The following is a 25,148-nucleotide window of genomic DNA, read 5'->3' as shown; positions in this document are numbered from 1 at the left end:
CGTCCACCTCGCGTCGGTCGCGCTCCGTCGGCCGTCTGTGTCGACTCGGCGGTCGGCCGAATTGACTGGAAAATCTGGAATCTCATATCATGTCGGCGGGGAGTCTGCCTGCCTTAGCGAAATTCAGTCTCGGTGAGGGCTTTGTTATGGAGTGATTGCCGCCCGGATTCCGGTCGCAGTCACTTCGTAACGCCGCGGCGGATTCCGGTCACGGAGCGCTTGAGAAGCGCCACGCCGGGCGCGCCGTCGCCGAGCCAGAGCCAGACGGCGCTCCCGAGCAACGCGAGTTCGAACGCGACCAGCACCCACGCCTCGGGCCGGCGGAGGAACACGACGAAGCGGCGCAGGTAGAACCACGTCTGGGCGAAGAAGCCGCCCATCGACGACTCGCTCCCGTGGGACAGCGGCCAGAGGAACGCCCGAATCACGTCGTAGTTCCCGAAGAAAAAGCCGTTGAACAGCAGGTCCGCGGGGATGTGCGAGAGGTAGCCGAGTGCGAACGCGACGCCGACCGTCGCCGCCCCGTAGCGCCGCGCGACGGCCACGACGACTATCGAGAACGGAACCGAGACGAGAATCGAGTGCGCCATCGAGATACCGCTCGGGAGGACGCCGAACGACCACGCCAGCGGCTTGTCGACGAGGTCGGGGAACTGCGTTCCGACGAGCACCGCCAGCGCGGCCCAGCCGTCGAGTCGCCGGCCGGTCACTCGCGCCCACAGCGAGACGAGGATGTAGCCGACGGCGGCGTGTTCCCACGGAAACATCAGCGGTCGCTCCGGGTCGTCGCGTTGGCGTCGGCGGTTCGTCGTCGCGGAGTGAGCGTCGGAATAGGCGTCTGAAACATTTGGCTTGTGGGGCGCGTCGCGGTCGGTTTGGAGGGCGGGGATGCCGTCCGCGTCGGGGGTGCGGACTGCCTGTCTGCGTCGACGCGAACGGGCGAAACGGCGCGCGAGCGCCCGGTCAGGGAACCCGAGTGCTCGTCCGGATTTTGTTATGGCGACCGTAACGGCCCCGGGTCGGTCGTCGCGGCGGCGACCCGGCGTCTCTCCGACCGCCCGCGGCGGGTAGACGCCGTATAACTACTCTCGCGGGGCGCGTGGAACTGCCAGAGAGTATGCGATACCTGTTCTTCACCAACACGCCCGCGCACGTTCACCTCTACAAGTACGCCGTCAGAGAGCTTCAGGCGATGGGTCACGACGTGCTCGTCCTCGGCCGCGACTACGGCTGTACCAAGGACCTCCTCGAATACTACGACCTCCCGCACGAGATTTACGGCTCCTGCGGGACGACGAAGTACTCGCTTTTCAAGTCGCTCCCGTTCCACTACGTCAATATCTTCCGCGCCGTGCGGCGGTTCAAGCCCGACCTCATCTTCGGAATGGGCGGCTACGCGGCCCACGCCGGGGCCGTCTCGCGGACGCCCGTGATTCTCCTCCTCGACTCCGAGCCGACCTCGCTGGACCACGTCGTCTCCCGGCCGTTCGCCAAGGCGATTCTGACGCCGCACACTTTCGGGAAGGACCTCGCGGACAACCACTACCAGTTCCGCGGGTTCAAAGAGACGGCGTACCTCCACCCCGACGTGTACGAGCCCTCGGTCGATATCCGGGCCGAACTCGGCCTCGACCCCGACGAGACGTTCGTCGTCGTCCGGTTCAACGCGTTCGGCTCGCACCACGACGTTGGCCACGGCGGCTTCACGCCCGAGCGCCGCCGCGAACTCATCGAGCTGCTGGGCGAGCGCGCGACCGTCTTCGTCCTCGACGAGAGCGAGGAGCGCCGCGACGGCGACCTCGACGCCCGCCCGTTCGACTTCCACCCCGCGCTCGTCCACGACGTGCTCGCGGAGGCGAGCCTACTCGTCGCCGACACCCAGACCATGGTCACCGAGGCGGCGCTCCTCGGGACGCCCGCCATCCGGTCGAACTCCTTCGTCGGCGACGACGACATGGGCAACTTCGTCGAACTCGAACGGCGGGGGCTCATCTCCAACCTCAAATCGTTCGACGACGTGCTGGCCCGCGCCGAGGAACTCCTCGACGACGACGGCGCGAAGGCCCGCTGGGCCGACAAGCGCGACGCGTTCCTCGCGGACAAAGTCAACCTCACCGAGGTCATCGTCCAGGTGGCGCTGAACTACGGCTCCGTCGAGACGGTCGAGTCGCTGACGCGACACAGTGTCCCGGCGTAGCGGCTCCCTCCGCGCGTTCCTCGCCTCTCCACGGTCGTTCAATCGACCCATAACTAACCGCCGAACCACCGAATTTTCCCGCAGTGACCGGCGCGCTCGCGCCCGTCTCGACGCGTCTCACCTCACCTCGCGTCCGCGTCGCGTCCCGTGACTCGGTCCGCGACTCCTCGACCGCGACCCCAAACTCAACCCATGACACCCAAGCAAACACTCCTCATCGTCGGCCCGAAAGGCACCGGCGGCATCGACCGCTACATCACCGAACAGCGTCGCTACCTCGAAGACCGCATGGACGTGCGCGTCTACACCCGCTACACCGCGCCGAAGGGCGAGGGGCTCGAACTCGCCGCGCGGATGCTCCTCTCGTCGCTCATTGCGGTCGCTCTGTTTCCCTTCCAGCGACGCCCGGACATCGTCCACGTCCACTCGTCGCACACCTACTCGTTCTACCGCGCGGCGTTCTTCGCCCTGTTTTCGAAGTACGTCTGGGGCGTCCCCGTCGTCTTTCACATCCACGGCTCGTCGTTCGACGACTTCCTCGCCACCGACTCGCGGGTCGTCCGCCGACTCCAGTCGCTCGTCTTCGACGCCGTCGACGACGTGGTCGTCCTCTCGGAGTACTGGCGCGGCCTCGTCTCCCGACTCGCCGGCGAGGAGAAAGTCCACGTCATGGCCAACGCCGTCGAACCCGCGGAGTACGACCCGACGTACCCGACCGACCCCGTCCACCTCGTCTTCGTCTCGAACCTCATCGACCGCAAGGGCATCCGCGAGTTCCTCGACGCCGTCGAGATACTCGAATCCACGCCCGGCCTCGACTTCGTGGTGAGCATCGGCGGCCGCGGCCCCCACGCCGACCGCGCCGAGGCGGTCGCCGCCGCCCACGACAACGTCTCGTACCTCGGCTTCCTCTCCGAGGAAGACAAACGCGACCTCATCAGCCGCGGAACCGTGTTCGTCCTCCCGACTTACGCCGAGGGGCTTCCAATCGCCATGCTCGAAGGCATGGCCGGCGGCAACGCCATCGTGACCACGCCCGTCGGCAGCATCCCCGAGGTCATCACCGACGACCGCGGGATTCTCGTCGCACCCGGCGACGCCGAGGAACTGGCGCGGGCGCTCGCCCGACTCGTCTCCGACCCCGCGGAAGCCGTCCGCATGGGTCGGACGAACCGCTCGGCCATCGAAGAGCGCTACTCGTGGCAGTCGAACGCGGACGAGCTGGTGGCGATGTACGCCGAGGCGGCGTAGCGCCGGGTTCTGTTTCTTTCGCGTGGTTTCGTCCCGACGAGTTTTCGATTTAATCCCACACGGGTTCGCCTGAAACGCGGGTCGTCGTTGTAGCGGCGGTCGTAGGTGCCGCTTCAACCCCACAAGGGTTCGTCTGAAACGCCTACGAGGGCGGCGGCGACGTCGCGGTGATGCAGCTTCAACCCCACAAGGGTTCGTCTGAAACTCGTCGTCCTCGTCGACGGCAGAGCCGAGGTGAGCGCTTCAACCCCGGGTTCGTCTGAAACCCGCGCCGCGTCTGGATTTGGGTGCTTACACACGCGCTTCAACCCCACAAGGGTTCGTCTGAAACCCCTGAAACCGGCATTCGGCGCACAGGAAACAGTCGTGCTTCAACCCCACAAGGGTTCGTCTGAAACGTGCAAACTCGGCAGACGTAACCGACCTCGACGATAGGCTTCAACCCCACAAGGGTTCGTCTGAAACTACATCTCAGGTACCACCCGTCCTCAATCTTAACAGCTTCAACCCCACAAGGGTTCGTCTGAAACAAGTCCGTGCCGCCCTCCGGCGTGAGGCCGACCCCGCTTCAACCCCACAAGGGTTCGTCTGAAACGCGTGGAATTTCGAGGTAGGACTCCCGAAACTCCCGCTTCAACCCCACAAGGGTTCGTCTGAAACTCACGAACTCGTCGACAACACGGCCTACTGGTTCGACGCTTCAACCCCACAAGGGTTCGTCTGAAACACGCCGGTGAGTTCGTACTGGGTTCTGACCCCGGCGCTTCAACCCCACAAGGGTTCGTCTGAAACATGCGTCGTATTCGGCTGGGGACCTTGACCCGACGCTTCAACCCCACAAGGGTTCGTCTGAAACGACGTCGACGACGTCGCGGTCGTCACCGAACAGGTCGCTTCAACCCCACAAGGGTTCGTCTGAAACGAGGTCGTCGCGGCAGACGGGGGTGTTCGTCGATGCTTCAACCCCACAAGGGTTCGTCTGAAACACGCTTACGACGCGCTCGAGAGCTCCCGCGTACACGCTTCAACCCCACAAGGGTTCGTCTGAAACCCGGCTCCGTCTCGTGTCCGACCTGCGACGCGCCGGTCGCTTCAACCCCACAAGGGTTCGTCTGAAACCGTTGATATTAAATGACGCAATCGTCTCTCGGATGCGCTTCAACCCCACAAGGGTTCGTCTGAAACACGTGATGGAGAGACGAGCGGATGTGATTTGGCGGCTTCAACCCCACAAGGGTTCGTCTGAAACAGGGGGAGGGGACGGATTTGAAATATCGAATGGAGCTTCAACCCCACAAGGGTTCGTCTGAAACCCCCTATGCGGGTGACTCTTGCTACGAGCGCGACCGCTTCAACCCCACAAGGGTTCGTCTGAAACTCCCCGCCAGCACCGCCCGCCAGCGGCGTCTGTGGGCTTCAACCCCACAAGGGTTCGTCTGAAACAAACAAGCCGTTGCTGAGGTGCGGGTCGACCGTATGCGCTTCAACCCCACAAGGGTTCGTCTGAAACTGGCGTCGTTCGTCGACGGGTTCGACACACGAGAAGCTTCAACCCCACAAGGGTTCGTCTGAAACCCTCGGCACAGACCGGGATGTGGACAGTCTTCCACAAGCTTCAACCCCACAAGGGTTCGTCTGAAACAGCGCCGCGAGTGCTCGACGTTTGGCGAGAGTCGTCGGCTTCAACCCCACAAGGGTTCGTCTGAAACGCATGAGCGTCGACGACCTCGACGCCGACCCAGTCAGTGCTTCAACCCCACAAGGGTTCGTCTGAAACCGGACTTCTTGCGGACATTGGTCGGCGTTGCAAGAGCTTCAACCCCACAAGGGTTCGTCTGAAACTGGGGATGATGCTCGCCGACATGTTCACGATGGTCGCTTCAACCCCACAAGGGTTCGTCTGAAACTCCGCCGGAGCGCCTCGTTCTCACCGCCGCCGACACCGCTTCAACCCCACAAGGGTTCGTCTGAAACCGTCGTACCGGCTCTTCGTGTCACTCGTGAGCGAGCGGCTTCAACCCCACAAGGGTTCGTCTGAAACCTCCCGTATAACGAGGTCTACGAGCTGATGTACAAGCTTCAACCCCACAAGGGTTCGTCTGAAACGAGTTAGTCTATACCGTCTCCAATCACTCTGCAAGCGCTTCAACCCCACAAGGGTTCGTCTGAAACTGCTCCTCGTTGTGGCGTGGCTCGCCCTTCTGGGGCTGCTTCAACCCCACAAGGGTTCGTCTGAAACCGTACTCAGACCACGACAGCCGAGCCGTCTCTCGGTCGCTTCAACCCCACAAGGGTTCGTCTGAAACGCGTCTCCGGTCGGCGACGTACTACTGATTCACACGCTTCAACCCCACAAGGGTTCGTCTGAAACACGTCTTCAAGATTGATCTTCTCACCGGGACCCTCACACCCGCTTCAACCCCACAAGGGTTCGTCTGAAACCATGTCCGATATCGAGGACACAGACTCTCTGAGGGGTGACTACGATAAAGAAGTTCCGTCGACCGTCAGTAACCCGAGCCGACCGGGGGGTCGACGGAAACTCAGAGGAAGCGTTTCTCGTCGGTCGGGTCGTCGCCGTAGACCGAGCGGTTGAGAAGTGTGTCAGAAGACAGTTCGTAGATAATCGTTGACTCACCCGGCTTCAACAGGTCTTCGACCTCGTTTCGAAGCGTCGCTAAATCACCCTCTGAAATTTCGCCTTCGAGGACGGAGTTCTGAACGTGCGTCAGATAGCGTCGCCCAAGCTTGAGCGCTTTGTGCGTCCGTTCGGCTTCGAGGTCGTACACCATCACGACGTACATTTCACCACCACCGTTCGAAGGGCTCGTACTCCTCTCCGGTCAGCAGATGCTTTTTGAGTTTGTACGCTTCGAGCCGCATCAGGTACTGATAGCTCACTTTGCGGTTGAGCTTCGGATGCTCGACGGTTCGTTCGAGCGTCTCCTCGAACGCTTTCGTGTACGTCTTTCGACCGCCTTCGTTGAGGAGACAGGACCCGAGTTCGGACTCGAAATCGCTCGCAGTAATCTGATTTCTGTTGATGAGTCGAAACAGCACGCGATCAGCGAGGACGGGTTTGAACAGGTCGGCGAGATCAAGCGAGAGCGAGTAGCGACGCTCGCCGGGTTCGTGGAGATAGCTAATCGATGGGTCGAGCGCGGTCGCGCGAATCGCCGAGACGCAGTTGGCGTAGACGAGCGCATTGCCGAACGAAATCAGGCTGTTGACTTCGTTCGGCGGCGGGTTGTATTCGCGGCGTTCCAATCGGAACTCTTCGGGGAGAATCTGATTGAAACTCCGGTAGTACGCCTTTCTGGCAGTCGCTTCCACGCCCATGAGTTCGTCAATCGGACGCGTCTGGTCGACGCGCGCCGACGCGGCGTCCAAATCGTCAATCTCAGTCTCTAACCCTCGATTCCGGTTGTTGTAGTAGACGACGTTCGTCCGCATATTGTGGATGCTTGCCGAGACCATTGCCGCCGCGAGCCGCCGCCTGTGGTCGGTATCCTCGTACGCACGGACCTGCTCGACGACCGTTCGACCGGAGGTTTGCCCGCGCTTCGGCATCACCGAGCCCGCGTAGTAATCCTCCCAGCCGAAGACGTGGAGTGCGACCGTGCGCTGATTGAGAAACGACATCAGTCGGGTGTTGAAGTCGATTTGTCCGTGCAAGAAGAACGCCTCCGCGTTCTCTATCGGGACGTACTTCTTGTCGCCGGTTTCGGTGACGAGCCTGAGCGTGTCGTCGCTTCGTTCGAGTCGACCGTCGGAGAATACGTGATAGTTACTGTCCATTGTCAACACCAGCAGAAGTCGTGGTACGCACACGACTCGCAGAAGGGCTTTCGCTCGGCGGGCGGCGGCGAAGGTCGGCGTACGAGTTCGTGAATCGCACGAATCGACGACTCGACTTTTTTCGCTCGTTCTTCCGTGAGCTCAACCGACTGCCGGCGGCGCTCTCGCGGGTGGGCGAGGACGCCATCACGACGAACGCCGGCGACTCTGTCGAGATACCACAGGTAGTACGACAGTTGCATTTCGGCGGGCTCGGTGAGCGCCGACGAGGGTTTGACTTCGACGACTCGGCCGTCGTCGAGCAAGTCCAGTGAGATCATTCCGAGGCGGAGGCTCTCCCGTTTTTCGTCGTACGCGGTCTCGTCGACCCGAGTTCCTCTCACGACGGTCGCGTTCTCGCGGTCGATTTCGAGACTCCGGCTTTCGAACCAGAGCTCCCGCTCGCAGACGTAGTAGTACTGCATCATCACTCCGGTGACGCGAAACGGCTCGTCGACGGGCGCCCCCCGTGCGGTCGCGAGTAGCCGGTCGACCGGATCGCTCGTCGTCATAATATCCGGTTGTCGACGCTACTCTCTGCAACCAGTCCGGTCGTCGAATCGAAGTAACTGTCGTGCCGGACGTCTCTCGTGTCGATCCACCGCGTTTCAGTGTCTTCGTGAATACGCGCTAAGCCGCTGAGTGCCTGTGCCTCTTCCGAATCGCTCCGATATATCGGAATCGACACGGTCGCTTCCTTTAGACTATCCATAAGTTGGCGTCCCCGCTCGAACTCGTAGTCCCGCCACGCGACTCTGGCGGCTTCGACTCGTTTTCGTTCAGTGGCGGTCCGACAGACGACGACCTCCACGCTCCGCCGTTGTTCGATCAGCGACAACTCCCCGAGTTCGTCCGCTCTCGCCTCGTTCACGTACTCGACGTACGCGTCTTTGCCGACGTTCTTCTCGTCGTGGAGTCGACGGTAGTACTCTTCGACGGCCGTTTTCGAAACCGCCGCTTCCGGAATCGTGCCTTCGCCCCCACCGATATCGTCGAGCGTCTCGGTCGCAACGGGGAGTAGCGCCGTTCCTCGGTTGTACACCGCTTCCGACGGCGTCTTCGTCTGTTCGTCGGGCGCTTCGAGCCACCAGACGACGACGCGACCGCGGTCCCTCTCGAACGAACGGTTGCAACGTCCGGCGGCCTGGACGATGCTATCTATCGGTGCGAGGTCTCGGTAGACGCGGTCGAAACTGATGTCGACGCCGGCTTCGACGAGCTGGGTCGAAACCACGACGAGCGAGCAACTTCGTTCGGTGAGCAGTTTCGCGGTCTCGATGAGCCGAAGCCGGTCGACCGGACGTAATCGAGTGGAGAGGTGGAGGACTGGCTGCCCTCCGGCGTCGGCGACTCGCTCTGCGACTGTCGTCACCTCTGTGTCCGTACTATCTCGGTCGGTGCTTTCGAGCACGTCGGCGTAGACCGACCCGACTGATATCGCGTCTGAGAGGCTCTCGGTGACGTGCGCCGTCAGCGCTTGTGCACTGTCGATAGTGTTGCAAATCGCGAGCACCGACTCTGTTTCACCAGCCTCGTCGCTGTTGGTTCCATTGGCTTCGGCAGTCTCGTCGACTATCGCACTTGCCGCCTCGGTATACGATTTCGGTTCTTCCCGTGATTCGATATACCGAGTCGTTGAGTCGTCAAGCTCGTATTGGACGCGTTCCGTCGCCTCGAAGTACGTCTCGGGTTCGGAGACCAGTTCAGTCGCGTCGTCGAACAACTGCGGTTGCGTGGCGGTCATGGCGATAACCGTTGCATTGTACTGCTCAGTGAGCATTCTCACGAGCCGCGGAACCAACTTCCACCAGTCCAACGGGAGGCTCTGCGGTTCGTCCAACACGACGACGCTGTCCCGGAGTGCCGGGAGCTTCATCGACTGCCTGTTGGCCGGTCCGGCGAGGCTTTCGAGCAGTTGGACGAACGTCGTCACCGTCATTCCGGCGCGCCAACTTTCGGCCAGCATCCCGGCGACATCGTCGTTCGCGTCCGCTTCGTCGGCGCTCTCGTCGCTTTCATCGACGATTGTCGCCTCCGAGAGATGATGATGCGCGGTCAGCAACCGCCCGGTCGTATCGACTTGATATATCCCTTCGACTTCGGCGACGACTTGGTCGATGATGCTCGTAAACGGGAGCGCGTAAACCACGCGCCTCCCACCGACTCGGTCGCGAACGCTGAGAGCCGCTGACAGGCCGGTGAGCGTCTTTCCCATCCCGGTCGGAAGCGTGACCGTCGCGACCCCACCGTCGGTGTCGGCGAACGATTCGACATTCGACAGGACCGACGTCCTCGCTTTCGCTCGGAGGAAATTCAATCGCTCGCTCCGGTTTCCGTCTCGGTCGGCGTCGGCGGTTCGCTCTATCGACTCGATGTACTCGTCGAGCCGTTCGAACGTTGGCTTCTCTGCGTCGTAGGTTCCCGCGGACGCGTCGGAACCGCTCGCGGCCGCCGCGGCGCTCGTCTTATCTGCGAGGACCAGCGACCCCCAACACTCCAACACAAGCCCGTAACAGCGCTCTGAGAGCGTTTCACGGTTAATCGTCGTTGCGCTCGACCCCGTCGATCTTTTGACTTCCGTCAGGAGTTCCCTGAACGACCCTCGGAACGACGACCACGACCCCTCCCCGTCGGTCGCGCTCTGAAACACCTCTCGGGCGAGTTCCGGCGCGTGCTCGTCGATGTCTTTGAGCTGCTTCGCAATCGCCGCCTGCTGCAGCTCGGCACTGTTTTGGCTCCCCCGCGAAACGTTCTCGCGGCGGTTCGATCGGCTGAAGACGTACGCCGCAACGTCGGGGAGTCGACCGTGATGTTTTGCGACCGCGACGAAGCCGGCGAGACAGGTCTCCGAGTCGAAGTTCTGGGTGCTGAGCGCGTAGTACGCGGCGAACGAGCCGAGCGGCGCGTGGTAGCGATACTGCTCGTATCTCGGTTCTTTCGACCGCAACAGGTAGTCCTGAAAGTACGTCGTCGCCTTTCCGAAGTCGTGCACGTATGCGAGCGTTTCGACGACCGCCCGGAGCGGTTCTCCGGCCGGCGTCTTCGCGTCGGCCGGAATGACGTATCTGACACGCTCGGCGACGTCTCCGAGATGGCCGACCAGCGGAACGCCGTCGTGAACGTCGTTCGGCGGGTGAGAGTACCGCTCCGGCATCAGACGAACACCACGTTCCGGCCGTCGACCTCGACGCTGTCGACACCGTCGACGACCAGCGGTTCCGCGTCAGGGTTGTACGCGTACGTCGTGAACTCCGTCGTCGTTCGGCCACCGGAGTCCGCTCGCATAAACGCGGGTGATTCTTCCACCTGACACCGCATCCCTTCTCGCAGCACGATGTCGTCCACCGCGTTCGGAACGGCGGAGTCTACTTCGACTCGGCCGGCTTCGGAGCCTGACTCGATATCGAACTCGCCGTGATAGTCGATTTCTGCGAGGTGTTCCGACAGACCGAGGCTCGGAACGTAGTGTGACTTCCCGGCTTCCAGTAGCTCTCGAAGCTCCCTGTACCGAGCGGTTTCTGCGAGCCACACGTCGACCCGGTAAGCGGGTTCGACGAGCACCTCGTAGTTGTGTTGTTGGCGGAGCGCCGTCGGATTCGGTAGCTTCACGCTGATCTTCCCGTGACCGTTGAGCGACTGTAAGTTCCCGCTCGCGGTCGACAACGTGTTCATCGGCATATTGAGCGTTCGAACCGCCCGAACCGGTTCGATTGCAATCCCCGACGAACCGGGCGCGAACAGGTCGTAGTAGCCGTCGCGCTCGATTCCGAGTACGGCTGCGAGCAGTCCGGCCACCGTCGTCCGCGGGATGATTCGGTACGTCTGCTTGACGACGTTCCCCTCGACCCGCCGAAAGTGTCCCCACGGCCCGCTGACGGTGAACGACAGACAGCGATCCAGGCGGCCGTCACCGCCGTCATCGGCCCACTCGTCCAACGATTCCTGTTCCATCTTATGCGGCGTCGCCGGCCGGAAGCGTCTCGGTGTGTTCCTCGTAGACATCGACGATCTCGACGGCGTCGTCCCCCACGACCTCCCGAAGCGCATCGTACAGGAGTTCGGCACTGCCCACGTCTCCGTCGTACGAGACGTCGAGGACGTCGCTCGCGACGATTCGAATCCGGTTAATCCGGGCGCTCGCGTCCGCAAGTCGGTCGACGAACCCGTCGATTTCGAGGGTGAGGTCCCGAACCGTCCGGAGTTCTTCGTCCGGCTTTGAACGGTCGTCGTCGAGAACGAGGTCCCTGTCGAGACCGCCGAGGTGGAAACTCTCGTCGGCGTACTCGACGCGGCAGTAGAGCCGCGGTTCCTGACCGACTTTACTTCGGCTTATGGTCTGATTCTTGATGGCCCGCCAACAGAGCGTGTCGAGTCGCTCGACGTCGCCGACGGTGAGGTTCGTGTCGGCGGCACCGTGTTCGTCGACGAGTCCGTGGAACCGGATGAGTCCGTACTGTATTCGGTGGTCGTCGAGGTCGAACCCTCCTTGCTGTTTGTTGTCCTGCGTGGCGATAACGCTCGTGAGGCTGTCGTACTCCTCGTTTTCGCTGACAGCGTGTACTGATTTCCCCGGCGAGAACTGGACGGGGCCGGTGAAGTGGTCGGGGAGGTGCTTTGCGTACACGTCGTCGGTATCGACAGACATCGTCGCGCCGAAGTATCGAACGTCGACGCTGTTGTCGAGGAACTCGCCGAACACGTCGTTTCGGAACCGCTCTGCCTCGTCGCTATCGTCGAGGTCGTATTCGTCCGGTTCGACTTCTTTGAGGCGGTCTTCGAGGAGTTCGCCCCGCGTGTACTGGTTCCCCTCGCGCTGGACGTTCCTGATGTAGACGCCGTGGCCGTCGTCGTCCAACTGGTCGCGGAGGTAGCGCTTCAGCCGAACGTCGGTGACGATGGCCTGCTGAGTCTGCGGGTCGATTCGAGGTCGATTAGAACCGCTGAGGGGATTCCCGTTCGGATTCGCGTCGACCGCGTCGTACAGGAATACGATTTCCGAGCGATTCGTGACGGCGTCGTTCGTGTCTGACATCTTAGTGTTCCTCGTCGGTGGTTCGTTTGTCGCTCGCGTCGCTGTTCTGTTGGTTCCAGTCCGGATGGTCGTTCATGCCGTAGGTCACGCCGAGGGCGTAGTAGAAGCGGAGATCGTCGGTGTCGATCTCCCAGTCGTCGGGGTCGGGGTCGAGAACCGTCTCTCGGAGTCGTTCGACGATGTGTTCGGCTTTCGTCCCCGGGTAGCTCTTTCCTTTCTTCTTTTCTTGGCGCGTGTAGGTCAGGGTCTTGGCGACGGTCTCCTGCGTGACTTTCTTGATTCGCGCTCGCGTGATTGACTTGACCGGGTACTGGTCGACGAGCGTCGTGGACCGGTCCTCGGAGTACTCCTGGTAACTTCCGATGTCTCCGACGAGCGCACCGAGAAGGAACGCCCCCCGGCGCTCGCTGGTCACGGAGTCTTCGTCGTCGTCGTGCGCCGGCGAGAGCGCGGGCGTGTCGGTGATGAACGATTCGAGTTTCTGTTCGGCGGGGTGACCCCCGTCGGCGATAAGGATTTCGTCTAGTGTTGGCATCGTCAATCTCCCGTAGGTCGGTTCGCGGGTAATCTGGCTTTTCGCGGGGTCGTTCGTCTTCAACAGCTCGAGTTCGCCATCGGCGAGCGCACAGAGCTGTGCAAACTGGCTGGCGACCAGAAACGACGGAAACCCCTCGAAGTCGTCGTCTGACTCCCCGTCGATGATTCGGGCGACGTACTCTTCGAGCAGCACTTCGACGGCTATCGCGTCCCCGCTCAGTACGCTCACGAGCGCTTCGATTCGCGGGTCGTCCGCGTCCGCTTCGGCGTCGTCCCGCTCTGCGAACGTCTGATAGAAGTACCACCCCGTCGAAACCGCGTGGAGTTGCTCGTCGTTCACCGACAGCAGCCCCCACTTGTCGTTTTTCGGGAGTGGTGCCGTCCAGTCGGTGTCCGAGTTGAACGCGGACGCGTCTCGGACGAATCGATTGTGGGTGAACGCGAGTTCTTTCGGATAGTGTAAGCGGCCGTTTAGCGTTTCGCCGAAGACGTCGTACCTGGACATCTGGTGTGGCATGACCGCCGAGACGTAGAACCGGAGCCTCGTATCGGCGTCGTCGAGTTCTCGTTCCTTCATGTACGCCTGCTCGATTGGTGTCACGTCACCGCCGTCTTCGACTGCACTACACAGCATCTCGTAGAGGCGATACACTCGCTCTGGCGTCAGCCGTCCGAAGAAATACGGCAGATAGTACACTTTCGCACCGAACGTCCGATACGTACACGCCTCGACGAACGCCTCGGCGTTCATCACCGTCACTGCGGCGTCCTCCGAGATTGGGTGGGCACGCCACGCGTTTTCGATATCCAGCCCCGGGAACTTTTCGAGTTGCTTGCCAAGGAAGTAGTTCTGTGGATCTTCTGCGGTTCCAACCGTTCGGGAGGGTCGCCCGGTTACGATATCGGTCGCGTCTCCCGACGAGTCGTCGGCCTTGTTCTTCGTGACGAGTTTCGATAGTTTGCGTTGGCGCATCGCCTCGTTGAACGCGGCGATGTCGCCGGGCCATCGATAGTCGCCATCTCGTTCGGTCTTTACTTGGACCGTCAACAGCGCGGTTGCAGATTCGCCGCCTAACGCCCGAACGACCGCTTCTTCGATGGCTTCGAGCGCAGCGTCCCGTGTTCCAAGCTCAGCGAGACGGTCGATAACCCAGCCGTCCGGGTGTTCACTGGCAGCAGTCGCGACGACGTCGTCGGTCGCCCATTTCGTGAGCCGTTCTTTGGCGTATCGCGCGAGCTTTTCGGGGTCGCTGTTTCGCCCGGCTTGGTGGGTGATACTGTGGTCGATTCCGCGCGCAGCCGGGTATTTTGAGTGTCCTACCTGTTGAATCAGGTCTTCCGTGTACCGCGTCACCAGTACTGGCCCACGGGCATCGTCGGCTAGCTGTGGTTCGTCTCCCGAGATATCGACGCGAACGACGATGAGACTGTCGTCCGTGTCTACGAGGTCCCGTGCCGCATCCGGTGTGAGATACGGGGCGTACTCTCCGCCACCCGTCGTGGCGAGCGTGTAGAGTTTCCCGTAGAGGTACTGCAAATCGCGGAGCGAGCCGACCGGTGAATCCGGGAGGTCGTCGACCAACTCGTCTTCTGGATATCGGTCGCGAAACTCGCTAGGCGAAAGCATCGCGCTCCTCTCCCATCGTCTCACCCGGACGAGTTCGCTCTGCAACGTTCATGAATCCGAGTCCGAGCGAGTTCCGCTCTCCCAGTCCGCAGTCGAGCGCGAGGTTCAGATGTCTTCGGTGGTCGTCGTCTCGAACGGTGTACTCGAACTTCCACTTGCTCAGGACGTAGGTCATCTCTTGTCCCTCGGTCACGGTCAATGGAAGCGCGAAGGTCTTCAATAGCTCGTAGCCGTCGAACAACTCGCCCGAGACCTCGCTCGGCCCGGGGAGATGGTCGTGAACGAACCGGTCGTGTTTCTGGTCGAGGTTCGCCTCCAACTGCTCTCGAAGCGGGGCCGTGGTGTGTTCCGGCCGCCAGAACGTCGCAGTATCGCCACCGGGATGGTCGATTCCGTACTCGTCGCACCGCCACGGCGGGATTCGAACGAGGAGTCCGGTCCCGGTTTCGAGCGTCCCCCTGGTCCCTGGCTCGCCCACGTCGGGTTCGAGGGATGTTACCTCGTCGACGTGAAACGGCATCTCACCGACGTTGAACTCTCGGTCGTCGAGCAGATTCGCCGCCACGTTTGCGAGTAGTTCCTCGTCGGGCGACGCGACCAGTAACTTCCGGTCGTCACCTTCCCGCATATCTCGAGGCGGAAACGGATTCGAGTAAGCGAACCCCGGCGGCTCGCCGGAATCGTGTCGTTCTCCGTAGGCCGTCCCATCGAGCGCGTTCCAGATTCGCCCGCGAATCTTGTGATGGTAATCGTTCTGATACGCAGCATCGGAACGCGCTGATAAGTGTGCCATGATTCGCACGTTATCCGATACCTCCTTCTCTACTCATTGTTGTACCTGTGATTGTTTGCTCCCCGACATAAAATTATGCCCGTAGTTTGACGGGTCAGCAATAATTGAAACCAGGATTGACTGTTCGGGTGATTGTTTTCGTTGGGTGGTTTCTCTGCTTCAATCGCTCAGGGGTTCGTCTGAAACGCGTGAACGTGGAGCCGTCATTTGCGAGTTCGACCCAGCTTCAATCCCACAAGGGTTCGTCTGAAACACGCGCCATCCGGACCATCGCCGCCGACGAGGCTGCGCTTCAATCCCACAAGGGTTCGTCTGAAACCGATGTAATGCCGGGGTTCGGACTCGAAGTCATCGCTTCAATCCCACAAGGGTTCGTCTGAAACCATCTCGTCAGCGCCGGCGACCGCCTGCGCTTCGGGCTTCAATCCCACAAGGGTTCGTCTGAAACTCGAGGCCACCGTCATCGTTTGGTGTCTCTTCGTCGCTTCAATCCCACAAGGGTTCGTCTGAAACGCTGCACGCACTGCAAGCTGTTTTACAGCAACAGCGGCTTCAATCCCACAAGGGTTCGTCTGAAACGCTGCACGCACTGCAAGCTGTTTTACAGCAACAGCGGCTTCAATCCCACAAGGGTTCGTCTGAAACTACGTCTACCGATTCGTGCCATCGGAGACGTGGGAGGCTTCAATCCCACAAGGGTTCGTCTGAAACGACGAGTCGCGTTTTGAGGTCCGCGACTCGTCGACGGCTTCAATCCCACAAGGGTTCGTCTGAAACCCCGACATGTCGACGTTGGCCTCGCAAAGCTCGCAGTAGCTTCAATCCCACAAGGGTTCGTCTGAAACCCCAGCTATGGGCATAACGTACCCGAGTGGCAACAGGAGCTTCAATCCCACAAGGGTTCGTCTGAAACATTTGCCGAGCAGGCACACACAACCGGCCCGGTGCGGCTTCAATCCCACAAGGGTTCGTCTGAAACGCCGGTCGACGCGTTCGTGAACTCCTCGGAGACGATGCTTCAATCCCACAAGGGTTCGTCTGAAACACGTGGCAATATCGTCGGGGATGGGCGCATCCTCGGGCTTCAATCCCACAAGGGTTCGTCTGAAACGTTCGTCCGGGACCGGGCCTTCCGGGAGGCGTGAGTGGCTTCAATCCCACAAGGGTTCGTCTGAAACCGTTCTGAGCCGTGAGTTCCGAACTCGCCTCGTCGCTTCAATCCCACAAGGGTTCGTCTGAAACTCGGTAGCCGTCCGGCCCTCGTCCCTGCTCACGGAGCTTCAATCCCACAAGGGTTCGTCTGAAACGACCCGGTCGGCCACGCCTGCGTCTGGTCGTTCTGCGCTTCAATCCCACAAGGGTTCGTCTGAAACCCGAGTGGATGGACCTCGTCTCGAACGGCATCTACGGGCTTCAATCCCACAAGGGTTCGTCTGAAACAATCATGCCTGAGGTACGCAAGACTGGCGGCGCGGCTTCAATCCCACAAGGGTTCGTCTGAAACCGACATCGCCGCCGCCCTCGTAGGCGAACGCGTTGTAGCTTCAATCCCACAAGGGTTCGTCTGAAACGGGCGACGTAACGGCGGCGACTGGCGATAGCTATACCGCTTCAATCCCACAAGGGTTCGTCTGAAACTAGTTGACCGGCGACCCGTCCGCGTCGAACAGCACGCTTCAATCCCACAAGGGTTCGTCTGAAACGCCTCGACGTCCTCGGCGGTGAGGTCCAGGTCTTCGCTTCAATCCCACAAGGGTTCGTCTGAAACACGTTGTCGTCGAGACCACTCCCGCCGTAGGCACTTGCTTCAATCCCACAAGGGTTCGTCTGAAACCATCCTCAAGGTCCGGGTCAACGACGACTTCGCGCAAGCTTCAATCCCACAAGGGTTCGTCTGAAACGATGCATGACCCGGCCGAGGAGGGTCCGGCGTGAGCGCTTCAATCCCACAAGGGTTCGTCTGAAACCGTCTTCAGACCCCTTAGGGGAGGTTCGACGACTAAGCTTCAATCCCACAAGGGTTCGTCTGAAACCCATCCGGCCCAACGGCGCGCGCTTCAACCCGGCAGCTTCAATCCCACAAGGGTTCGTCTGAAACGCCGTCTATCACGGCGTTGAGAGCGTCGAGGACGACGGCTTCAATCCCACAAGGGTTCGTCTGAAACGACTCACGTTGATGTTCTGGTCCGAACCCTGCGTTTCGCTTCAATCCCACAAGGGTTCGTCTGAAACAACGAAATCGCAGAGGTTGATTTCACGACCGAGCACGCTTCAATCCCACAAGGGTTCGTCTGAAACCGTTCTTGAACGTCACGCTGTCGATTTCCCACTTGTCGCTTCAATCCCACAAGGGTTCGTCTGAAACGATAGTCCGGTATGGCGACCAACTGGCAGCGTGCCGTGCTTCAATCCCACAAGGGTTCGTCTGAAACTGGTTGTTGAGGACGACGGCCGCACGTTCAACGACGACGCTTCAATCCCACAAGGGTTCGTCTGAAACGAGCACCTTCTCCCACGTCTCGGGTTCGAGCGCGCGGCTTCAATCCCACAAGGGTTCGTCTGAAACAACAAGGCTCGCAACAGGAGCGACAAGCGACGAGCGAGCTTCAATCCCACAAGGGTTCGTCTGAAACTCGTCAACCCGCTGACTGGCGAGCGCTCTAGTTCCGCTTCAATCCCACAAGGGTTCGTCTGAAACGCGGTCGTCCATCCGCGTGTAGAAGGTCTCGTCCACGCTTCAATCCCACAAGGGTTCGTCTGAAACCTTCCCTCACGTCGACAATTCGCTCGGTCACGCGCTTCAATCCCACAAGGGTTCGTCTGAAACCGTCGAGCGCGTCGATGTCGGGGTCGGGGTACGAGCTTCAATCCCACAAGGGTTCGTCTGAAACCGCATGCACGTCGTTGTTGACGACAGTCTGATAGACGCTTCAATCCCACAAGGGTTCGTCTGAAACGCGAGGTCGAGAATCGCGCTCTCGAACGCCTGCTTCAATCCCACAAGGGTTCGTCTGAAACCGTCCCGAAATCACGGGCGTAGCGTCGCGTACGAACCGAATTCAAAAGAACGTTTCCGTCGACCCTCAGTAGTCCTCGCTTCCCCGGGGGGTCGACGGAAACGAATCGCAGTTCCACACGACTGGACAGTCCATCGAGTGGTTCGAGTAACTCAGTCGGCCGGTTGCGGCGCGTCTTCGGCTTCCGCCGCACCGACGGGACCTTCCTCGACGCCGCGACCTTCGCGGTCGATGTATTTGCGGACCCAGAGCTCGCCGGTGATGATGCCGGAGATGGCGCTCATGTGTTCGACTTCGCCCGTGCGCTCCTCGCGCTGGAGGCGGCGAATCTCGTCGGCGTCGAAGTACGGGCGCTCGCACGCCGAGTCGAGCAGGTCGTCGATGCGCTCGCGGAGCGCGCGGTTCGTCCGGTACCAGTCGCCGATAGTGGAGCGGCCGCCGTAGGTGTGGACGTCGCCGACGAGGCGCTCGCGGATGCGGTCGACGGAGGTGCCGACGACGAAGCCGGCGGCGTGTTGCCACATCGGGCGCGCCGGCGGCACTTTCGTCCGTTCGTAGGGGATGGCCGCGAGTCGGCTGTCGAGGCGGCGGACCAGTTCGACCTTCGGGTAGGCCGTTCCGGCGGGAATCTTCCCGTTGGTGAGTGGAATCGAGCCGACGCGGTGCGACAGCGGCATCCGCGTCACGGCCCGGAGGAACTCGGTGTCGCTGAACGGGACTCGGGTGCCGGCCTGGCTCTCGGCGATGGGGTTGCTGGCGAAGTCGCACCGCGGGAAGTAGTTGCGGTAGTAGCAGTCCATCGCGGTGCTGAAGAGGTCCGGCTGGTCGCTCTTGCGAACCTCCTCGCGGTAGGTCGTCATCGGGTCGAACTCCGTCCGCAGGAGCCGGCGGGCGTCGTCCACGTCGATGCGGTGTTTCGCGCGGTAGAGCGCCGCCTCGGGCGACTTGCTCCCCTCGACGGCGGCCCGGCCGATGCCGTCGCCCATCATCCCGCCCTGTCCGCAGCCCTCGATGAGCACGTCGGGCATGTCCTCGATGTTGAACACGTTCGCGAGGTTGACGAACGTGGAGAGACCGACCATCCCGCTGGTCAGTTGGACCGATTTGTCGAGCGAGTCGACGAGGGCGTCGGACTCGACCGGCACGCGCCGGTTTTCGAGGCCGAGCACCGCAGAAACCTTCGCGGCGAGTTCGAGATTGCTCCCGTTCGCGGGGTTCGAGTCGTAGGTGTAGGTCGTGAAGTCGTGGTAGCGGCTGAGCTCCCCGGCCATCGAGCGACTGTCGAGGCCGCCGGAGAGCCACAGGCCGATATCGCCGTCTATCGTGTCGGCCATGTCGGCGATGACCTCGCGGTAGGCCTCGGTGAGGTCGTCGAGGTAGGAGTCGTCGGGGCTCTGTTCGAACGTGTGGTGCCAGTAGGAGTCGAGCTCGGGCCCCGCGTCGGCCCGGTAGTCGAGGACGGTCCCCGAGGGGAGGAACTTCACGCCCTGCACGAGCGTCTTGTCGCCCCAGACGTGCCCAATCATGAGGAGGTCGCTGATGGCGCGTTCGTCGACCTGCGGGTCGTCGAGGAGGGTCGTCAGCGCGCCGACTTCGGTCCCGAAGGCGAACGGCTCGCCCGCGACGTAGAAACACTGTCGCGTCCCGAGTTTGTCGCTGGCGAGCACGACGCGCTCCGCGTCGCCGTCGACGGCGACGACGAGGAACGAGCCGTCGAGTTCGGGCAGCAGGGCGTGTGGGTCCTCGAACAGTCGGGCGAACAGCCCGTCTACGTCGAGTTCGAGTTCGTCGAGGTTCGTCACCGCGCCGTATATCGCTCCCACGCGCGGGCCGTCTTCCCAGACGGTACAGCCCTCGGGGTCTCTCGCGCCGTGGTGGAGCACCGAGACGCCGAAGCGGCCGGTCGACCGCGCCGCCGACTCGTACCAGTCTTCGTGGTGGAGTTCGGCCGCGCAGGCGTCGAGCGTCGCCGCGTCGAGCGCGCCGCCGACGAAGCCGGTCATCGACGGCCCTCGCGTTCGGTTCGCTCGGCGGTCTGCGGCGTGACTGCTGTGAGTGACATCGTTGCCCGATATCCGCGTGCGTCGGGTTTTGTTATCACGCACCTATACGGCCGCGTGGCGGTGTCGAACGCCGCCGAACCGAACGGTAGCCCGGCTTCATGGGGCCTCTGTGCCGGCCGGACCCTCGGCGTTCGCTCGTTCGGCGCGCGACGCCCGATGAAAACACCGGGAAGAACGCCTATAACGCCGCCTGAGTCGATTACACGCTCAATAACAAACTACGCGACTCGCGTTCTCTCACGGGATGACGCAACGTGATTCGCGGCTCACGAGAACGCTCCTCCTCGTCGGATTTCTCGCGATAGCCGTCGGTATCCTCGTCGCTCGCGCGTCGCCGGCGCGCGCGTACGAAGTTTCAATCTACCAGTCGACGCCGGCGGCGTTCTGGGTCGGCGTGGCGGTGGCGGTGTTGACCGCGCTGGTCGTCGTCGTTCGCGCCCCGAACAGTCGGTTCGCGGCCGGCGGGGTGGCGCTGGCGGCGCTCGCGATAGCCGCGGTCTCCGCCCTCCCGCTCGTCCGAGCGTACCACTTCTACGGGTTCAACGACTCGCTGACGCACCTCGGCTGGGCGAAGTCGCTCGTCTCCGAGACGCTGACGCCGCTGGACATCGTCTACCCGAGCGGCCACGTCTCGGCGGGGATGGTCAGCGCCGCCCTCGGCGTCGAACTCACTACCGCGATGATGCTGGTGGTGTTTTTCGTCTCGGCCGTCTACCTCGTGTTCGTCCCGCTTCTGGTCTCGCTCGTCGTTTCCGACCGCCGGGCGGTCCTCGTCGCCGTGTTCTCGGCGCTGTTGTTCCTGCCGGTGAACCTCAACGGCTTCAAGCTCATGTTCTTCCCGTACTCGATGGCGTCGTTCCTCGGCTTGGTGCTTCTGTACCTCTTCTTCAAACACCAGTTCTCCGGGACCGACGCCGTCGAGAGCCGGTGGCGCGGCCACGTCACGCCCGTCTCCGTCCTGTTCGCGGTCGGGACGGTCGCGCTGGTGTCGTACCATCTGCAAGTCGCCGTCAACTATCTCGTGTTGTTCGCCGTCGCCGCGGGCATCCAGCTCGTCCAGCGCTGGCGGACCCCGGACGCCGTCGCTGAACAGCGTCCGGTGTACGGCCTGACGCTCGTCTTCGCCGCGGCGTTCGTCTACTGGCTGACGCAGTACACGGTCGGCTTTTCGACCGGCGGCCTGTTCGTCGAAGGGGTGCTCGGCATCCTCTCGGGAAGTTCCGAGGCCGGGACGGCCATCTCCCAGCGCACCGGCTCCGTCACGGCCGTCGGCGGCGGTATCTTCGACGTGTTCGTGAAGCTGTTCCTCGTGAACGCGGTGTACGCCCTGATGACTCTCGGTGTCTTCCTCGGCGTCCTGTTCGGGCGGTTCTCGCGGCTGTCGGCTCAGGGCCGGTCGGTCCTGCGGACGCTGACGTTCGGCCTCGTCGTGTTGGTGCCGTACTTCTTCGCGCACCTCCTCGGCGTCATCTCGGAGACGAACTTCTTCTTCCGACACGTCGGCTTCGCGATGATTCTCTCGACCGTCGTCGGGAGCGTCGGGCTGTTCTACGCCTTCGAGTGGCTCTCGGGGACGGAGTACTGGTCGAAGTACGGGGCGGCGGTCAGGACGGGCGCGCCCGTCGCGTCGGCGCTCGTCATCGGGCTCACGCTCATGGTGATGTTCCCGTCGCCGTACATCTACCTGCCGTCGAACCACGTCCCCGCCCAGCAGATCGGAGCGTACGACACCGCGTTCGGGATGTCGGACGAGGATATTCGGTACGTGGGCATCCGCGGGAACCCCGACCGCTTCGTCGATGCGCTCCCCGACAGCCCCACGCCGGCGCTCGGTTTCACGACGCCGGACGAGGCACTCACCGACCTGCCGAGTTACTACGACGGCCCGCGGTATCTGATGGTCTCGAAGACCGATCACGACCGCGAGGTGGTCGCGTACCGCGAACTCCGCTACACCGAGGCGAACCTCACCGCGGTCCAGAATCAGCCGAACGTGAACCGCGTCATGTCGAACGGCGCGGCCGACCTCTACTACGTGTCCGGGTAGCGACACCGAGTCCGAGTTTTCGTTTTTCGCCGCCGTAGCTGCTGCCGTCGATTTCGCCGCTCCGGCCGGTGCCGCCGCTGTCTCTTCCGTTCGGTTGCTCGCCCGCTTCGACCCGCGGGTCAGAAAAACGAGGGGAGGTGTCGACGCCCCACCGGCTCAGAACGGCGGGTTGTAGTCCTCGTACTCCTCCATCTGGTCCATCTCGTCGGTCTTCGACGGCATCACGGCGGCCCGCGGGCCGCTGGCCTGTCGCACGGTCACTTCGGAGACGTCGTCGACCTCGGTGGCGATGCGCTGTTTGATGGCCTTCATCGTCATCGGCGCGATGCCGCATCCGGAGCACGCCCCGCCGATTGCGATGGTGACCTCGCCCGTCTCGTCGTCCACGTCTTCGATTTCGAAGTGCCCGCCGTGTTCCTGAATCTGCGGGACGTTGTTGCTCAGGTAGTTCCGGGTTCGTCGCTCGAGTGATTGCGCGCTCATATTACAGGTGAACGTACGGCTTTATTTGTAATAAATATGTCCTATTAGGGGTGCCTAAATTCGGAGGATATAGGGCTTACAGCGCAGTTTTAGGCGACACGAACCTTCTATAATCTGATTCTTATCATTTTTCGCGTGGCCTAAAACTCCGCGACTTTCGACTTCCGCTTCGACTCCGGGAGCCCCCACACTCGTCGGCGTCCGTGGGCGTTGTCGTCCGGTCGCCCACCATCTCGATTCCCTCGGTCGCCGTCACTCGCCGTCGGGCCGTCGGGTCCGTCGTCCCGTCAAACAGCGCCTAATTCCCGCGGCCGCGGGAGCCCCGCCCCCCGCGGAGTCCAGTAGCGAGTCAATAATTAATCGCCTCGTGAGCCGATGTGTAGCCGAGTGTTACCGTTCGTGAATACGCCGGGTCGTCGTCGAAGCGGCGGCCCGAGAGGTGCCTTCGATGAGAGATAGGATACGCTCGGTCGTCCGGACGATTCGCCGCCGGTTCGTCCCCGGCGACGACGACGGCGACCTCGCAGAGCGGACGGTGAAAAGCGGGATGTGGGTGTCGGCGATGAACGTCCTCGACCGGGTGCTGAAGGTCGTGATGTTCATCGTCCTCGCGCGACTGCTCGGCCCCGAGGCCATCGGGCTGATGGGCATCGCGCTGCTCACCATCTCGGCGCTTCTGAGCCTGACGAACCTCGGCATCGACGCCGCGCTCATCCAGCGCGTCGACGACGACGTGGACGACTACCTGAACACGACGTTCACGCTCGAACTCCTCCGCGGCCTGCTGATGAGTTCGATTCTCTACCTCGCCGCGCCGTCGCTCGCCTCGCTGTTCGGCGAACCCGCGGCGCGGGACCTCATCCGCGCCATCGCGCTGGTCCCGATTTTCCTCGCGCTGCGGAACCCCGCGATGGTCTACTTCAAGAAGGACCTCGCGTTTCACAAGGAGTTCGCCTACCGGGTCAGCGGCACGACCGCCTACGTCGTGGTCGCGCTCGGTTACGCCGCGGTCAGCCCGACGGTCTGGGCGCTCATCTTCGGCTACCTCGCGGACGCGGGCGTCCGGTCGGTCGCGACCTACTTCCTGCACCCCTACCGCCCGCGTCCCGCGCTGAACCGCGCGTACGCCGCCGAGCTCATCGGCTACGGGAAGTGGGTCACGGGGTCGTCCATCGTCGAGTTCCTCTACGGGCAGGGCGACGACGCGGTCGTCGGCTGGCTCCTGACCGCGACCTCGCTCGGTTACTACCAGCTCGCCTACCGCATCTCCAACGCGCCGGCGACCGAAATCGCCGTCGTCGTCTCCAGCGTGATGTTCTCGACGTACTCGAAGCTCCAAGAGGACCAGCGCGCCCTCCGCGAGACGTTCTTCAGCACCTTCCGACTCACGGCGTTCGTCGCCCTGCCGATGTCGGTCGGCATCTACCTCGTCGCGCCCGCCTTCGTCGGCGCGTTCCTCGGTGCGGACTGGCTGCCGATGGTGCTCGCCATGCAGATTCTCGTCGCCTACGGGCTCTTTCGGACGCTCTTCGCGACGTTCAACCCCGTCTGGCGCGCCGTCGGCCGCCCCGACGTACAGACCAAACTCGGCTTCCTTAGGGTCGCCCTGCTCGCCGTCGCCATCGTTCCCGCGACGAGCGCCTACGGCATCGAGGGGACCGCCCTCGCGGTCACGGGCATCCTCGCGTTCCCGATGGTCCCCCTCTACGCGCGCGAGATGAAACGCACCCTCGACACGACCTACCGACGGTTCCTCCGGGAGCTTTCGTACCCCGTCGCGGCCAGCGGCGCGATGGCGCTGGCGGTCCTCGCGGCGCAGAACCGCGTCGGGTCGCCGCTCGTCGAGTTCGCGCTCCTCGTCGCCATCGGCGTCGCCGCCTACGTCGTCAGCGCCGCGTCGCTCATGACGCTCTTCGACTGGCGGGTCAAACAGAACCTCCGGGAACTCGTCTCCGTGATGTCGAAGTGAGGGAGGCGTTCGGCCGATTTGACGCCCCGGCGAGTGGTCGATTCGACTGACTCTCATTGCTAGCTGAAGCTTCGACGTGAATCAAACCTATCAGAACACAGTCAGAAAATGTGGGTGCGGTGAAACGAACGCCCTCGCAAGGTTCGGTGGGAGCGTAATTACCAGTTCATAGATTGATTATCCGACGGGTAGAGACGTTTCACGGGCCAAAGCGGACTCGACACGGGCTACCGATTCGCCCCGTATTGTCCCGATTAAGCGGTTGTTTTACGGGCTCAAATCGCCGCGATATTAG

Annotated in this window: 15 protein-coding genes and 2 CRISPR repeat arrays; of the genes, 4 read left to right on the top strand and 11 right to left on the bottom strand. The window is 62.2% G+C overall.

Annotated features, from left to right (window positions below):
- Positions 1-179: 179 nt before the first annotated feature.
- The gene (locus DEQ67_RS17470; RefSeq protein WP_115803822.1) at positions 180-767 is read right to left on the bottom strand and encodes a metal-dependent hydrolase; all 588 of its coding nucleotides are present in this window, start codon (positions 765-767) and stop codon (positions 180-182) included.
- Positions 768-1,117: 350 nt separating this feature from the next.
- Here DEQ67_RS17470 and DEQ67_RS17465 point away from each other — a divergent pair, with 350 nt between their 5' ends.
- Positions 1,118-2,197, top strand: a complete 1,080-nt coding sequence (locus tag DEQ67_RS17465; RefSeq protein WP_115862018.1) for a DUF354 domain-containing protein — start codon at positions 1,118-1,120, stop codon at positions 2,195-2,197.
- 192 nt (positions 2,198-2,389) lie between these two features.
- Positions 2,390-3,448 (top strand): glycosyltransferase family 4 protein, encoded by a 1,059-nt coding sequence (locus DEQ67_RS17460; protein ID WP_115803824.1) that lies wholly within the window; start codon positions 2,390-2,392, stop codon positions 3,446-3,448.
- Positions 3,449-3,748: 300 nt separating this feature from the next.
- Positions 3,749-5,890: direct repeats of the CRISPR family, unit length 30 nt; unit sequence GCTTCAACCCCACAAGGGTTCGTCTGAAAC.
- Positions 5,891-5,991: 101 nt separating this feature from the next.
- Here DEQ67_RS17460 and cas2 read toward each other — a convergent pair.
- The 9 genes from cas2 to DEQ67_RS17415 form a co-directional block, all read right to left on the bottom strand.
- Positions 5,992-6,252: a CRISPR-associated endonuclease Cas2 gene (cas2, locus tag DEQ67_RS17455; RefSeq protein ID WP_115803825.1), complete on the bottom strand. Its 261-nt coding sequence runs from the start codon at positions 6,250-6,252 to the stop codon at positions 5,992-5,994.
- 1 nt (position 6,253) lies between these two features.
- Entirely contained in the window at positions 6,254-7,246 is a 993-nt protein-coding gene (cas1b, locus tag DEQ67_RS17450; protein WP_115891615.1) for a type I-B CRISPR-associated endonuclease Cas1b, read from the bottom strand.
- Between the two features lie 2 nt (positions 7,247-7,248).
- On the bottom strand, positions 7,249-7,797 hold the full coding sequence (cas4, locus tag DEQ67_RS17445; protein WP_115803826.1) for a CRISPR-associated protein Cas4: 549 nt from the start codon (positions 7,795-7,797) through the stop codon (positions 7,249-7,251).
- Entirely contained in the window at positions 7,794-10,439 is a 2,646-nt protein-coding gene (locus tag DEQ67_RS17440) for a CRISPR-associated endonuclease Cas3'' (protein WP_115891616.1), read from the bottom strand. The genes cas4 and DEQ67_RS17440 overlap by 4 nt, the downstream gene beginning before the upstream one ends.
- Positions 10,439-11,236: a type I-B CRISPR-associated protein Cas5b gene (cas5b, locus tag DEQ67_RS17435; RefSeq protein WP_115891617.1), complete on the bottom strand. Its 798-nt coding sequence runs from the start codon at positions 11,234-11,236 to the stop codon at positions 10,439-10,441. Before cas5b ends, DEQ67_RS17440 begins: the two co-directional genes overlap by 1 nt.
- A 1-nt stretch (position 11,237) precedes the next feature.
- Positions 11,238-12,317: a type I-B CRISPR-associated protein Cas7/Csh2 gene (gene cas7b, locus DEQ67_RS17430; protein ID WP_115891618.1), complete on the bottom strand. Its 1,080-nt coding sequence runs from the start codon at positions 12,315-12,317 to the stop codon at positions 11,238-11,240.
- Between the two features lies 1 nt (position 12,318).
- Positions 12,319-14,481, bottom strand: coding sequence for a type I-B CRISPR-associated protein Cas8b/Csh1 (gene cas8b, locus DEQ67_RS17425; protein ID WP_115862012.1), 2,163 nt, complete (start codon positions 14,479-14,481; stop codon positions 12,319-12,321).
- Positions 14,468-15,274, bottom strand: coding sequence for a CRISPR-associated endoribonuclease Cas6 (gene cas6 / locus DEQ67_RS17420; protein WP_115803831.1), 807 nt, complete (start codon positions 15,272-15,274; stop codon positions 14,468-14,470). The genes cas8b and cas6 overlap by 14 nt, the downstream gene beginning before the upstream one ends.
- Positions 15,275-15,430: 156 nt before the next feature.
- Positions 15,431-18,292: direct repeats of the CRISPR family, unit length 30 nt; unit sequence GCTTCAATCCCACAAGGGTTCGTCTGAAAC.
- Between the two features lie 151 nt (positions 18,293-18,443).
- A complete protein-coding gene (locus DEQ67_RS17415; RefSeq protein WP_115891619.1) occupies positions 18,444-20,294 on the bottom strand; it encodes an asparagine synthase-related protein in 1,851 nt (616 codons plus the stop codon).
- A 304-nt stretch (positions 20,295-20,598) separates the two neighbouring features.
- On the opposite strand from DEQ67_RS17415, the gene DEQ67_RS17410 reads away from it, so the two are divergent.
- Positions 20,599-22,401, top strand: a complete 1,803-nt coding sequence (locus DEQ67_RS17410; RefSeq protein ID WP_115862010.1) for a hypothetical protein — start codon at positions 20,599-20,601, stop codon at positions 22,399-22,401.
- A gap of 156 nt (positions 22,402-22,557) precedes the next feature.
- On the opposite strand, the gene DEQ67_RS17405 is transcribed toward DEQ67_RS17410, so the two are convergent.
- On the bottom strand, positions 22,558-22,884 hold the full coding sequence (locus tag DEQ67_RS17405) for a NifU family protein (RefSeq protein ID WP_004064658.1): 327 nt from the start codon (positions 22,882-22,884) through the stop codon (positions 22,558-22,560).
- A gap of 448 nt (positions 22,885-23,332) precedes the next feature.
- On the opposite strand from DEQ67_RS17405, the gene DEQ67_RS17400 reads away from it, so the two are divergent.
- Complete coding sequence (locus tag DEQ67_RS17400; protein ID WP_115862008.1) at positions 23,333-24,853, top strand: lipopolysaccharide biosynthesis protein; 1,521 nt, start codon at positions 23,333-23,335, stop codon at positions 24,851-24,853.
- Positions 24,854-25,148 lie beyond the last annotated feature (295 nt).

Origin of the sequence: Haloferax sp. Atlit-48N (assembly GCF_003383015.2) — an archaeon.
GTDB lineage: Archaea > Halobacteriota > Halobacteria > Halobacteriales > Haloferacaceae > Haloferax > Haloferax volcanii.
Note: the sequence above shows the minus strand (reverse complement) of the source record. Positions and strands in the feature narration are given on the sequence as shown.